The organism is Pseudomonas sp. FSL W5-0299 (genome assembly GCF_005930655.1).
Classification (GTDB): Bacteria; Pseudomonadota; Gammaproteobacteria; order Pseudomonadales; family Pseudomonadaceae; genus Aquipseudomonas; species Aquipseudomonas mandelii.
In genome coordinates, this window is record NZ_RXHX01000009.1 from 51,888 (window position 1) to 64,683 (window position 12,796).

Annotated in this window: 15 protein-coding genes; 6 read left to right on the forward strand and 9 right to left on the reverse strand. The window is 60.1% G+C overall.

The features are described from left to right. Window position 1 precedes the first annotated feature (1 nt). Genes FHL16_RS13825 through folE2 form a run of 5 tightly spaced genes read right to left on the reverse strand, consistent with a single transcriptional unit; the run spans window position 2 to window position 3,873 of the window. Window positions 2–562 carry a gamma carbonic anhydrase family protein gene (locus FHL16_RS13825; protein ID WP_077748526.1) on the reverse strand — a complete coding sequence of 187 codons (561 nt, stop codon included), beginning with the start codon at window positions 560–562 and terminating at the stop codon, window positions 2–4. Next, complete coding sequence (locus FHL16_RS13830; protein WP_010465393.1) at window positions 559–1,434, reverse strand: metal ABC transporter substrate-binding protein; 876 nt, start codon at window positions 1,432–1,434, stop codon at window positions 559–561. The genes FHL16_RS13825 and FHL16_RS13830 overlap by 4 nt, the downstream gene beginning before the upstream one ends. 11 nt (window positions 1,435–1,445) lie before the next feature. Then, window positions 1,446–2,312, reverse strand: a complete 867-nt coding sequence (locus tag FHL16_RS13835) for a metal ABC transporter permease (RefSeq protein ID WP_077748527.1) — start codon at window positions 2,310–2,312, stop codon at window positions 1,446–1,448. Beyond that, on the reverse strand, window positions 2,312–2,980 hold the full coding sequence (locus tag FHL16_RS13840; RefSeq protein WP_077748528.1) for a metal ABC transporter ATP-binding protein: 669 nt from the start codon (window positions 2,978–2,980) through the stop codon (window positions 2,312–2,314). Before FHL16_RS13840 ends, FHL16_RS13835 begins: the two co-directional genes overlap by 1 nt. Then, a complete protein-coding gene (folE2, locus tag FHL16_RS13845; RefSeq protein WP_010465390.1) occupies window positions 2,977–3,873 on the reverse strand; it encodes a GTP cyclohydrolase FolE2 in 897 nt (298 codons plus the stop codon). Before folE2 ends, FHL16_RS13840 begins: the two co-directional genes overlap by 4 nt. A gap of 86 nt (window positions 3,874–3,959) precedes the next feature. On the opposite strand from folE2, the gene FHL16_RS13850 reads away from it, so the two are divergent. Then, entirely contained in the window at window positions 3,960–5,156 is a 1,197-nt protein-coding gene (locus FHL16_RS13850) for an N-acetylmuramoyl-L-alanine amidase (RefSeq protein ID WP_077748529.1), read from the forward strand. Here FHL16_RS13850 and FHL16_RS13855 read toward each other — a convergent pair. After that, window positions 5,153–5,530, reverse strand: a complete 378-nt coding sequence (locus FHL16_RS13855; protein WP_077748530.1) for a glutamine synthetase — start codon at window positions 5,528–5,530, stop codon at window positions 5,153–5,155. The genes FHL16_RS13850 and FHL16_RS13855 overlap by 4 nt on opposite strands. Before the next feature lie 143 nt (window positions 5,531–5,673). Here FHL16_RS13855 and zigA point away from each other — a divergent pair, with 143 nt between their 5' ends. Next, window positions 5,674–6,882 carry a zinc metallochaperone GTPase ZigA gene (zigA, locus tag FHL16_RS13860; protein ID WP_077748531.1) on the forward strand — a complete coding sequence of 403 codons (1,209 nt, stop codon included), beginning with the start codon at window positions 5,674–5,676 and terminating at the stop codon, window positions 6,880–6,882. Next, on the forward strand, window positions 6,882–7,532 hold the full coding sequence (locus FHL16_RS13865) for a DUF1826 domain-containing protein (RefSeq protein ID WP_077748532.1): 651 nt from the start codon (window positions 6,882–6,884) through the stop codon (window positions 7,530–7,532). Before zigA ends, FHL16_RS13865 begins: the two co-directional genes overlap by 1 nt. On the opposite strand, the gene FHL16_RS13870 is transcribed toward FHL16_RS13865, so the two are convergent. Continuing rightward, on the reverse strand, window positions 7,529–7,885 hold the full coding sequence (locus tag FHL16_RS13870; protein WP_077748533.1) for an NADH:ubiquinone oxidoreductase: 357 nt from the start codon (window positions 7,883–7,885) through the stop codon (window positions 7,529–7,531). The genes FHL16_RS13865 and FHL16_RS13870 overlap by 4 nt on opposite strands. Window positions 7,886–7,912: 27 nt before the next feature. On the opposite strand from FHL16_RS13870, the gene FHL16_RS13875 reads away from it, so the two are divergent. After that, window positions 7,913–8,878: a CobW family GTP-binding protein gene (locus FHL16_RS13875; protein ID WP_077748534.1), complete on the forward strand. Its 966-nt coding sequence runs from the start codon at window positions 7,913–7,915 to the stop codon at window positions 8,876–8,878. On the opposite strand, the gene FHL16_RS13880 is transcribed toward FHL16_RS13875, so the two are convergent. Then, the gene (locus FHL16_RS13880; protein WP_010465383.1) at window positions 8,875–9,288 is read right to left on the reverse strand and encodes a DUF3301 domain-containing protein; all 414 of its coding nucleotides are present in this window, start codon (window positions 9,286–9,288) and stop codon (window positions 8,875–8,877) included. The genes FHL16_RS13875 and FHL16_RS13880 overlap by 4 nt on opposite strands. A gap of 118 nt (window positions 9,289–9,406) precedes the next feature. On the opposite strand from FHL16_RS13880, the gene pdxY reads away from it, so the two are divergent. Beyond that, window positions 9,407–10,279, forward strand: a complete 873-nt coding sequence (gene pdxY, locus FHL16_RS13885; RefSeq protein ID WP_077748535.1) for a pyridoxal kinase PdxY — start codon at window positions 9,407–9,409, stop codon at window positions 10,277–10,279. Between the two features lie 51 nt (window positions 10,280–10,330). Here the strand turns inward: pdxY and FHL16_RS13890 are convergent, their stop codons facing one another. After that, entirely contained in the window at window positions 10,331–10,813 is a 483-nt protein-coding gene (locus FHL16_RS13890) for an acyl-CoA thioesterase (protein ID WP_010465381.1), read from the reverse strand. A 204-nt stretch (window positions 10,814–11,017) separates the two neighbouring features. Between FHL16_RS13890 and FHL16_RS13895 the strand changes: the two genes are divergently transcribed. Next, on the forward strand, window positions 11,018–12,781 hold the full coding sequence (locus tag FHL16_RS13895) for a cation:proton antiporter (protein WP_010465380.1): 1,764 nt from the start codon (window positions 11,018–11,020) through the stop codon (window positions 12,779–12,781). Window positions 12,782–12,796: the final 15 nt, after the last annotated feature.

Below are 12,796 nucleotides of genomic sequence, written 5' to 3' on the forward strand. Positions count from 1 at the left end.
GTCAAAACTCGTTCTGCAGGGCTTTGTAGCCGCGCACCAGGTCGACGTTGGTGCGCGCCACGTCCTCGGAAAATTCCGAGGCACTGACGCTCACCGGTGGGAACTGCGACAGGTCGGTGTTGGGGCCGATACGGGTGGTGGAGGGCACGTAGAAGTCTTCGGGCAAGTCACGACCGTCGACCACCGAGTTGTGCCGCACCACGCAGCCATCGCCGACCGCGCAGTTGAACAGTACGCTGTTGAAACCGATGAACACTCGATCGCCAACCGTGCAAGGGCCATGAACGATGGAGCGGTGAGCGATTGAACTGAACTCGCCAATGGTCACCGCCGCGCCGGACTTGGAGTGGATCACCACACCATCCTGAATGTTCGAGTTGGCGCCGATAGTGATGGGCTCCATCTCGCCTGACGCGTCCACTTCGTCAGCCCGAATGACGGCGTAGGGGCCGACGAAGACGTTCTCGCCAATCACCACCTTGCCGCAGATGATCGCAGTTTTATCCACATAGGCGGATTCCGCAATCAGTGGCAAATCGCCTGAGGGGTTCTTGCGGATCATGGCTTGCTCAATGCGTCGTAGAGGGTGTTGAGGTTGTATTCGAACAGGCCGGCAAAGGTACTCGCCGGACCGCTTGCGGCGAGCGCATCGGAGTACAACGTGCCACCGATGTGCGCGCCGCTTTCATCGGCAATCTGCTTGAGCAGACGGGCATCCTTGATGTTTTCCATGAACACCGCTTTGACCTTGGCCTGACGAATCTGGGTGATCAGTGCAGCGACTTCCGCGGCTGAAGGTTCGCGTTCCGTCGACAGGCCTTGCGGCGCCATGAAGTCGATGCCGTAGGCCTGGCCCAGATAACCGAACGCATCGTGAGAGGTGACGATCTTGCGATTGCCCGGTGGTAGCGAACCGAGCTTGGCCTTGGCTTGGGCGAGCAGTGCGTAGATCTGTTTCAGGTAGGCCTGGCTGTTGCGTTGGTAGTCGGCTGTGTTCGCCGGGTCGGCGGCGATCAGCGCCTTGGTGATGTTGCTGATGTACAGCTCGGTGTTGGCCAGGTTGTGCCAGGCGTGAGGGTCGGGCACGGTCTCGCCGTCTTCATCCAGGGAGCGCGGGATGACGCCGTGGCTCGCACTGATGACGGGGGCCTTGGTCTCGGTGCTGGTCACCAGGCGGTCCAGCCATGGCTCGAAACCCAAACCGTTTTTGATGATGAGTCTGGCCTTGAGCAAGGCTTTGGCATCGTCCGGAGTCGGCTCGTAGGTGTGGGCATCGGCGTCAGGACCGACCATGTTGGTGATCTGGATATGGTCGCCGCCGACCTGATGGGTCATGTCGGCAAGGATGCTGAAACTGGTGACCACCTGAAGTTTTTCCGCCGCAGACAACGACATCGACAGCATCAGACTGAACAGCACGAGTAAAGCGCGCATCGGAAAGAACCTCATTGGGATGTGAGCAAAGGTGGGCGGCGCAACAAACCGTGCACCGGACCGAACACCACGGACAGCGCATACAAACCGCCCGCTACCAGCACGATCGCCGGGCCGCTGGGCAGCGAGTAATAGAACGACAGCAATAAGCCGAGCCATACCGAGAGGCAGCCGAGCAGGGCCGCAATCGCAATCAATACGGGTAAACGGCGACTCCAGAACCGCGACGCGGCGGCCGGCAACATCATTAAACCGACCACCATCAAGGCACCGATGGCCTGGAAGCCGATCACCAGGTTCAGTACCACCAGGGTCAGGAATACGCCGTGAGCCAGCGGGCCAAGACGGCTGACGGTTTGCAGGAAAAGCGGGTCGAGGGTGTCCAGCAGCAAGGGTCGGTAGATCAGCGCCATGGCGATCAGGCTGAACCCGGAGACCCACAGCATGCCGGTCAGCGTCGGCCCATCGACCGCCAGTGCGGAGCCGAACAGCAGGTGAAGCAGGTCCAGGCGTTTGCCGGCAATGCCGAGGATCAGCACGCCGCTGGCGAGGGAAATCGGATAGATCGCGGCGAGGCTCGCGTCTTCGCGCAACCCCGTTCGTCGGGTGATCCATGCGGCGAGTCCGGCCATGCTCAGGCCTGCACCAAGTCCGCCAATGGTCAGTGCCGGGAGGCTCAAGCCGGCGAACCAGAAACCGAGCGCTGCACCCGGCAGGATGCCGTGAGCCACCGCGTCGCCGATCAGACTCATCCGGCGAAGGATCAGAAACACGCCCAACGGCGCGGTGCTGCAAGCCAAGACCAATCCGCCCAAGAGTGCCCGGCGCATGAATACAAACTCGTGGAACGGTTGCCAAAGCTGAGCGGCAGCGAGCATCAGGCCACCTGCACTTGCTGTGGTTGGCGGATCAGTTCGGTACTGGGGCCGAGGATGCAGCCGCTGCTTTTGATCAGCAGGCTTTGAGGAATGTGTTGGCGAACGGCGGCCAGGTCATGACACACGACCACCAGGGTTCGACCTTCGGCGTGCCAGTTATGAAGGTGTTTCCAGAGCAGCGATTGGCCCAGCTCATCGAGCGCGGCGTGGGGTTCATCGAGTAACAGCAAAGGCGCTTCGGCAAGACTCAAGCGAGCGAGCAGGGCGCGCTGCAATTCGCCGCCGGAAAGGGCCATCAACGGGCGCTGTTCCAATCCCGTCAGGCACCAGTCTTCCAGCACGGCTTTGATACGTTGGTGGCGTATCTCTGGCGATTGCTTGCTGCCCCAGAAACCAGCGGCTACCAACTCCTGAAGGCTGATGGGGAATTGCCTGTCCAGGTGTTGCTGTTGAGGAAGGAAGGAAAGCGAGCCCTTGCGTGAAATAGCGAGGCTGACTTTTCCGGCCAAGGGTTTTTGCAGCCCCGCGATGACTTTCAGCAGACTGCTTTTACCCGAGCCATTGGCGCCGATCACGGCAGTCAGACTGCCTTCGGGCAATTCAAAATTCACAGGGGGCGTAAGCGGTTGACCGGGCGCCCCCCAGCGCAATGCCTGACAACGGATCATGCGGTTACCCAGTTCCATCGGCTTTCGGCAACGGCATCGTGGGCATGAAGGCTTTCGGCGTGGACGACGCGTATGTGGAAAGCGTTGATACCGGGAGAGCGTTTCAAGGCCAGATTCAATCGGCGAGCGGCGTCCTCGCAGAACATCAGGTTTTGCCCATTGGCCAGGGCGAAGGCTTGTTCATCGGCACGCTTCACGGCGGTTTGTACGGCAGTGCCGAGTGCCGCTTCGGCGTCATTGATGAGTGCGATCAGCGGCAGGTCATCCAGATAGTCGTCCAGCCGCAGCTGTAAACGTGCGTTGCTGCGTTGGCTGTGCGGTGTCGCAACAATGCCTTTGGTAGAACCAAGCCACGCCAATACATCAGCGTGTTGCAGCGACTTGTTGGCGAAGTCGTCGACGAATTGTTGCTGAATCAACTGCCGGGCAAGTGCGGCTGAACACGGACAGGTCGAGGAGTATGGAACATCGATTTTTAGTTCCACGTGGAACATCGCGTTTTTCAAACGCGCTTCAATGCTCACTGGATAGGTTTTCCAGCCGGCCAGCGGACTGATCAACGCCGGCCTTTTGAGCAATAAATCCGCATCAATTTTTAAGTAAGCGCCGTGGGACAGCCCTTCATGACTGTCGAGAAAACGTTGAAGAGCTCGCCGCAATAGGGCGGGCGTCAGGTTTTCCTGTTCAAGTGCTTCCAGCGCTAAATACAGCCGGGACATGTGAATACCGCGCGCTTCTCCATCATCGAGGCTCACGCCGGCGTCCACCTTTGCACTAAGCCGTTGGCCATCGAACAACACAGGAAGAGCGATGCCGCACATGCCCACCCAGTCGAGTGGCAGGGCTTGGCGGGAAGCCTGCGCGGCGATATCCGGCAGAGTCAGCGCATTCATGAGCAGGTCCGTCGTAGGAGTGGGGTTCCATATGTTATGTTATTACATTGAAATCGACCATGCCTTTTTCACGAGCGGCTTCCAACATGCACCGACGTCACTTGCTCAACTGGATGCTGGCCTGCGCGGCGTTCGCGTTGCCCTTTGGTGTTTCGGCTACGCAGATTCGCAACGCGCGGCTCTGGCGATCGGATGACAAGCTGCGTCTGGTGTTCGATTTGAGCGGGCCGGTGCAGTACAAAACCTTCTCGCTAAGCACTCCCGAGCGGCTGATTGTTGACCTGCGTGGTGCCAGCCTCAGCGGTGACTTCAGCCAACTGGCGCTTGGCAATACGGTCATTCGTTCGATCCGGTCCGGGCGTTTTGGTCAGGGCGATACGCGGATCGTCCTCGACCTCAGCGGCCCGGTTCAGCTCAACAGCTTTCTGCTGCCGCCGCAGGATGGCCAAGGCGACCGGCTGGTCCTCGATCTGAAGCCATCAGCGCCGCTCAACATCGCCGAGGCGACCCAGGCGAGGGGCGACAAGGCTCACCCCAGGCGCGACATCATCGTGGTGGTCGACCCCGGTCACGGCGGCAAAGACCCCGGTGCAGTGGGCGCCAAAGGGGAGCGAGAGAAAGACGTCGTCCTGTCCATCGCCCAGCTATTGGCCAAGCGGTTGAAACGCGAGAAGGGCTTCGACGTGAAGTTGGTGCGCAACGACGACTTCTTCGTTCCGCTGCGTAAACGTGTCGAGATTGCCCGCAAGCACAACGCCGATATCTTCATCTCGGTGCATGCGGACGCGGCGCCGCGTCTCACCGCTTCAGGCGCGTCGGTGTATTGCTTGTCGGAGGGCGGCGCCACCTCGGCCACGGCGCGTTTCATGGCGCAGCGGGAGAACGGCGCGGACTTGTTGGGCGCCACCAGTCTGCTCAATCTCAAGGACAAGGACCCAATGCTCGCCGGGGTGATTCTCGACATGTCGATGAATGCCACTATCGCCGCGAGCTTGCAGCTAGGGAGCACCGTGCTCGGCAGTCTGGCGGCCATCACCTCGCTGCATCAGAAGCGTGTGGAACAAGCGGGATTCGCGGTGCTGAAGTCGCCGGACGTGCCATCGATCCTGGTGGAAACCGGCTTCATTTCCAACGCCCGCGACAGTCAGCGACTGGTAACCGCCCGCCATCAGCAGGCTGTGGCTGATGGATTATTCGAAGGATTGCAGCGCTATTTTCAGAAGAACCCGCCGCTCGACAGCTACATCGCCTGGCAACAGCAACAGAAAAAAGCGCAGGCCTAGCAGCCGCTGATCCTGCTACAGGTGAACCTGGCGCTACTGCCGCCTGAGCTGGAGAAGCGGTTGATCGTAGTCCAGCCGACTCGCCGGTTGTAACCGACCCAGGCTTCGCCGTCGGAGGCGATGCCGGTGAAAAACGTGAGCTGGCCGTAACGGCTGTTGGTCTGCGCCCAATAGCGTTTGCCTACCCTTTCGAAACCGCGCAAGTAGATCGTGCTGCCAACGGTGTTGACGCTATAGGTATTGCCATCGGCATCCACGCAGGCGAGCAAATTGGCGCTTCGGGTGCATGTGGCCAGGTTCGGGATCTGAGCCCGGGCGTCTATGGCGAGCAACAGCGAAAAGGTAACCAGCGCTGATTTCAGGGCAATGCGCATGGGAATTCTCACGGCGTGGGCGGGTTTCAACATCGTACCCTTTATCGTGAAGGGCAAGAGCAGACTGGCTTGATTGCATTGTTATACTATAACATTGAAATCAGCCCGACACTGCGATCGGGCATCTCTGTGAGGAAATCCTGATGCCCAATCGTCTCCCCGTGACCGTCCTGTCCGGCTTTCTCGGCGCCGGTAAAAGCACGCTGCTCAATTACGTGTTGCGTAATCGCGAGAACCTGCGAGTCGCGGTAATCGTCAACGATATGAGCGAGATCAACATCGATGGCAGCGAAGTCCAGCGCGATGTCAGCCTGAATCGTGCCGAAGAAAAACTCGTGGAGATGAGCAATGGCTGCATTTGCTGCACCTTGCGCGAAGACCTGCTCGAAGAAGTCAGCAAGCTCGCCAAGGAGGGGCGTTTCGATTACCTGTTGATCGAATCCACCGGCATCTCCGAGCCATTGCCCGTGGCCGAAACGTTCACTTTTCGTGATGAAGAGGGGCAGAGCCTGGCCGACATCGCGCGGCTCGACACCATGGTCACGGTGGTCGATGGCATGAACTTCCTGCTCGACTATCAGGCGGCCGAAAGCCTCGCTTCCCGTGGTGAAACATTGGGCGAGGAGGACGAGCGCTCGATCACCGACCTGCTGATCGAGCAGATCGAATTCGCCGACGTGATCCTCATCAGCAAGATCGATTTGATCAGCCGCCACGAACGTGAGGAGCTGATCGCGATTCTTGAACGCCTCAACGCTCAGGCGCACATCATCCCGATGGTCATGGGTGAAGTCCCCCTGAAGGAAATCCTCAACACCGGGCGTTTCGACTTTGAAAAGGCGGCTCAAGCGCCAGGCTGGCTGCAGGAGTTACGCGGCGAACACGTGCCGGAAACCGAGGAGTACGGCATCGCCTCTACGGCTTACCGAGCTCGCCGACCGTTTCATCCGCAACGTTTTTTCAGCTTCATCGATCGACCGTGGGTGAACGGCAAACTGTTGCGCTCCAAAGGCTTTTTCTGGCTGGCCAGCAAGCACACGGACGCGGGTAGCTGGTCCCAGGCCGGCGGCTTGATGCGCCATGGTTTCGCCGGGCGCTGGTGGCGCTTCGTGCCGAAAACCCAGTGGCCGCAGGACGAAGAAAGCACGGCCGGGATCATGGAAAACTGGACGGCAGCCACCGGCGATTGCCGTCAGGAGTTGGTGTTTATCGGTCAGAACATCGACTTTGCGCAACTCACCGCCGAACTCGACAATTGCCTGCTGAGCGATGATGAAATGGCCTTGGGTATCGAAGGCTGGCGTTTGCTGTCAGATCCGTTCGGCCCTTGGGACGAAGAGGTTGCCGCCTGATGCTGGCGCCCAGTCTGAAGCTGCGGCCGGTCGTTCATCAGGTTCAAGGGGAAACGCCGCAAACCCTGACCCGAATTCTTGAAGACGGGGTAAATCTGGCGATCTGGCAGCGCCAGCTCCCGGCGCACATCAGTGATTTCGGGTGCTTGTTGCTGTCCCTGAACGAGCCACTGGCCGAGTCGCTGGTCCTGGAGTTACCCAACGAAGACACTGAGCCCGATCTGCATGAGTTGGCATCCGGTTTCCGCGATCTCGAAGGCTATGCCGGTTTCATTGCCGACGTGTCCTGGCTGGTCAGCGCATTCGCTTGTCTGTTGGGCGCCAAGCGCATCGGCCTGCGCGTGCGCGTTCTGGACAAGGCCATGTGCCCGCGTTTTCACGTCGATCATGTGCCGGTGCGGTTAATCACGACGTATTCCGGAGCGGGCAGTCAGTGGCTGAAAGAAGGGGTGATGGATCGCCGGCAACTGGGCCAGCCTGGTGCCGAGCCCACGCAGCATTCGCTGATCGAGCAGATCGTCAGCGGTGAAGTGGCACTGCTGAAAGGCGAGAAATGGCACGGCAACGAAGGATTCGGCCTGATCCACCGTTCGCCGCAACTCGCATCGGGCGAACGCCGTTTGATCCTGACCCTGGATTGGCTGGCCTAAGGCTTGAGCCAGTTGCCCTGGCTCTGGCCTTCGCAAAACGGTTTCAGATACGCCGCATCGGTGGCTACGCCGTAATAGTGAATATCCTGTCGGTAAGGCATATTGGCGACTTGGGCGTTGCTGCACACGCCGAACGCGCCCGTGGGACATTGGTCGACGTATTGCACGTCGACTTTCTGCCCGGGAAGGTTCGGCTGGCAGAATCCGTCGGCGAAGAGCTTTTGCGGGATGTTGCGGTTCTGCTGGCAGACTTTCACGTCAAGTCGTTCGGCTGTGCTATGTACCACGCAAGCCTGGGCCAGCGCCTCACCGGAACAGAACGCCAACAGCAACGACAATTCCATCAACCGCATCCATTACCTCCTCAGAAAACATCGACCATGTTGCAGAACATTCCCACTCACGTCATTGCCGGCCCATTGGGCGCGGGCAAGACCAGTTTGATCAAGCACCTGCTGGCGCAGCGGCCAGCGAGCGAGCGCTGGGCGGTGCTGATCAATGAGTTCGGCCAGATCGGCCTCGATGCCGCGCTGCTGACCCGGGACGCCGATGGTATCGCACTGGGGGAAGTGGCCGGGGGCTGTTTGTGTTGCGTGAACGGTGCGCCGTTTCAGATCGGCCTCGGGCGGTTGCTGCGCAAGGCGCGGCCGGATCGGCTGTTCATCGAGCCATCAGGGTTGGGCCACCCGGTGCAGTTGCTCAAGCAATTGAGTGAAGCGCCGTGGCAAGGCGTACTGGCGGTACAACCTTGTGTACTGGTTTTGGATGCCCAGGCGCTCGCCGCTGGCAAACCATTGCCCGAGGCGCAACAGGAGGCGTTGAGCGGTGCCGGTTTGTTGGTACTGAACAAGGCGGAAGGTCTCGACGTCAATGATCGCCAGCGAATCGCCGCGCAGCTGCCTGCTCGTCCTTTGTACTGGACGCAGCAAGCGCGCCTGCCGTTGAACGAATTACCGGGCCTTGGCGTTCAGGCGGAGGCGGGTGTGGATAACTTTATCGTGCCCAAGGGATTGGCGCAGATGCCGGCCATCTGGACCGATCCTGCGCTGCCGATTTGCTTGAGTCAGGCGCAGGACGGGGGCTGGAGCGTCGGTTGGCGGTGGCATCCGACTCAGACCTTCGACGCGGCTCGCGTTGGCCAGTGGCTTGAAAGCTTTGCCTGGCGGCGGGCGAAGCTGGTTATCCACAGCGTCGACGGTTGGGTATCAGCGAATGCGCTGGATAACTCGCCGTTGGAATGGCAGCCGAGCGAATGGCGCCAGGATTCGAGGATCGAATTGATTTTCGGTGAGCCGCAGGAAGTGGCTTCACTGCAAAAAGCGTTGGCCGACTGTCGGACCGGTTAAGGACGCCACTTGGTGTGTTCTTGCCGCCACTGGCTCAGCTCGATCACTTCCGCGCGAGGCTTCTCCACGTCGACCACAGCAGGCGTGTCGTCGAACGGCATTGGGTAAGGCGCCAGTTCGATCTGCGCGCTGTGGGCGCCGAACTGGGTGATGGTGCCGTTGTGGCGGGTTTCGCCGGTCACGGTGAACTCGAAGTTATACACACGAGCCAGGCGCCGCCGGTCGTTGGCGTCTTTGATGAACGCGATCTTTTTCAGCGCCACGTTACCGTCCAGCAACTCGATCCCGAGCTTGGTGCAATGCAGCTTGACCCTTTCCAGCGCGCGCTCGCGCAAGCCGTGGTTGTGCCACAGCCATGCGCCGCCAGTGGCGAGCAGCATCAGCACGAAGATATTTCCGAGGGTCAGCATCAGCAAATTGCTCCAACAAGATAGTGCCAGCTTAACTGCGTCGCCGGTCTGTCGTACAGGCCGTGTTTCGTCGCATACTGCGCGGCTCGAATTTCAATCGTTTTACGGAACTCACCGCATGAAACGTACGCCCCATCTGCTCGCCATCCAGTCCCACGTGGTGTTCGGCCACGCTGGCAACAGCGCCGCGGCTTTCCCGATGCAGCGGGTCGGGGTGAATGTCTGGCCACTCAACACCGTGCAGTTCTCCAACCACACGCAATACGGGCAGTGGACCGGTGAGGTGCTGGCACCGCACCAGATCCCCGATCTGGTTGAAGGGATCGCGGCGATTGGCGAGCTGGGCAATTGCGATGCGGTGCTGTCCGGGTATCTCGGCAGTGCGGCTCAGGGCCGGGCGATCCTGACGGGTGTGGCGCGGATCAAGTCGATGAACCCCAAGGCGCTGTATTTGTGCGATCCGGTAATGGGCCATCCGGAGAAGGGCTGCAGCGTGCCGGCCGAAGTCAGCGATTTCCTGCTGGAAGAGGCGGCTTCGGTGGCGGACTTCATGTGCCCGAACCAATTGGAGCTGGACAGTTTCTCGGGGCGCAAGCCGCAGTCGCTGTTCGATTGCCTGGCGATGGCGCGCGCACTGCTGGCGCGCGGTCCTAAAGCGGTGTTGGTCAAGCATCTGGACTATCCCGGCAAGCCGGCGGATGGCTTCGAGATGTTGTTGGTAACGGCGGAAGGCAGCTGGCACCTGCGTCGTCCGCTGCTGGCGTTTCCGCGTCAGCCGGTGGGTGTTGGTGACTTGACGTCGGGGCTGTTCCTGGCGCGTGTGCTGTTAGGCGACAGCCTGTTGGCGGCCTTCGAGTTCACGGCGGCGGCGGTGCATGAAGTGCTGCTGGAAACCCAGGCGTGTGCCAGCTATGAGCTGGAACTGGTGCGGGCGCAGGACCGGATTGCGCATCCGCGGGTGAAGTTCGAAGCAACCGCGATCAGCCTTTAAAAGCTTCGCGGGCAAGACTTGCCCGCGAAAGCGATCTAAAGCCCGAACACGTCAGGCATCGCCCTTGATTTCCTGATACCGCTTTTCCAGTTCCTGACGAATCTGCCGGCGTTGCTGAGCCTGCATGAAGCGGCGCTTGTCTTCGCTGTTCTGCGGTTGCAGCGGCGGTACGGCAGCCGGTTTGCGGTCGTCATCCACTGCCACCATGGTGAAGAAGCAGCTGTTGGTGTGGCGCACCGAGCGCTCACGGATGTTTTCGGTCACCACCTTGATGCCCACCTCCATGGAAGTGTTGCCGGTGTAATTGACCGAGGCCAGGAAGGTCACCAGTTCGCCGACATGAATCGGTTCGCGGAAAATCACCTGGTCCACCGACAAGGTCACCACGTAGCGGCCGGCGTAACGGCTGGCGCAGGCGTAGGCCACTTCGTCGAGGTATTTGAGCAGGGTACCGCCGTGAACATTGCCAGAGAAGTTGGCCATGTCAGGGGTCATCAATACCGTCATCGACAGCTGGGCGTTTCCGGGTTCCATAGCGTTCTCACGGGTCAAGGCAGAATGGCGGAAGGGCGGCACCTCTGCGGGTGCCTGGTCGGTTTTTTTCAAACCACAGTTATCGGGACGCCGGGCGGCTGCTCGCCGTCACGCCGGATCGATCTGTTTCCATATATTGCACCGCCTTTCTGGCGGAAGTCGCGGTGTTAACCTCCGGACGTCCACCTCAAGGAGCCCGACACCATGCATGCCATCAGTTTTATTCAGGATCTGGCAGTGATCATGTTGGTCGCAGGGGTGGTGACGGTGCTGTTCCACCGCTTCAAACAGCCGGTGGTGCTGGGTTATATCGTCGCCGGCTTCATCATCGGTCCGCACACGCCGCCGTTCGGCCTGATCCACGACGAAGAAACCATCAAGACCCTCGCGGAACTCGGGGTGATTTTCCTGATGTTCTGCCTGGGCCTGGAGTTCAGCCTGCGCAAGCTGTTCAAGGTCGGTGCCACGGCATTCATCGCGGCGTTCCTCGAAATCGTGCTGATGATCTGGATCGGCTACGAAATCGGCCAATGGTTTGACTGGAACACCATGGATTCGCTGTTCCTCGGCGCGATCCTGGCGATTTCCTCGACCACCATCATCGTCAAGGCGCTCAACGACCTGAAGATGAAGAACGAGCGCTTTGCCCAGCTGATCTTCGGTGTGCTGATTGTCGAGGACATCCTCGGTATCGGCATCATTGCCTTGCTGTCGAGCATCGCGGTCAGCGGTACGGTCAGTTCCGGCGAAGTGTTTTCCACAGTGGGCAAGCTCTCGCTGTTCATGATCGTGGCACTGGTCATTGGCATCTTGCTGGTGCCGCGATTACTGGCCTATGTGGCGAAGTTCGAAAGCAATGAAATGCTGCTGATCACTGTGCTGGGCCTGTGTTTCGGCTTCTGCCTGCTGGTGGTCAAGCTTGAATACAGCATGGTCCTGGGCGCGTTCCTGATTGGGGCGATCATGGCCGAGTCACGGCAATTGCTGAAGATCGAGCGCTTGATCGAGCCGGTTCGCGACCTGTTCAGTGCAATCTTCTTTGTGGCGATCGGGTTGATGCTCGATCCGATGATCCTGCTGCAATACGCCTGGCCAATCGCAGTGATTACCGTGGCCGTTGTGCTCGGTAAAATGCTTTCCTGCGGCCTCGGGGCCTTTATCGCCGGCAATGACGGACGCACCTCACTGCGCGTGGGGATGGGGCTTTCGCAGATTGGCGAATTCTCCTTCATCATCGCCGCGCTGGGCATGACGCTGCAGGTCACCAGCAACTTCCTCTACCCGGTCGCCGTGGCAGTCTCGGTGATTACCACGTTGCTGACGCCGTATCTGATCCGCGCGGCTGATCCGCTGTCGATCAAGCTTGCCGCGGTGATGCCGCAGCGGCTGGCGCGAGTGTTGGGGATGTACGGCGAGTGGCTGCGCAGCATTCAGCCTCAGGGCGAGGGCGCGCTGCTGGCGTCGATGATCCGGCGGATTCTGTTGCAGGTCGGGGTCAATCTGGCGCTGGTGATTGCGATCTTTTTTTCCGGCGCGTATTTCGCCGAACGCATGTCCGTGTACCTGCAAGCGTGGATCAGCGATCCGAGCTGGCAGAAAGCGTTGATCTGGGGCGGGGCGTTGCTCTTGTCGCTGCCGTTTCTGATCGCCGCTTATCGTAAGCTCAAGGCGCTGTCGATGCTGTTGGCGGAGATGGGCGTGAAGCCGGAGATGGCAGGGCGCCACACGCAGCGAGTGCGCCGGGTGATCGCCGAAGTGATCCCGATCCTCTCGCTGCTGGTGATCTTCCTGCTGCTGGCAGCCTTGTCGGCCAGTATTTTGCCGACCAACAAGTTGCTGGTACTGATCGTCGTGGTGGCCGCCGGGGTGGCAGCACTGCTCTGGCGCTGGTTCATCCGCGTGCACACGCGGATGCAGGTGGCGTTGCTCGAAACACTGGACAACCACAAGGAGTCGTCCGGGCATTGACCACGCGGCGCGTCA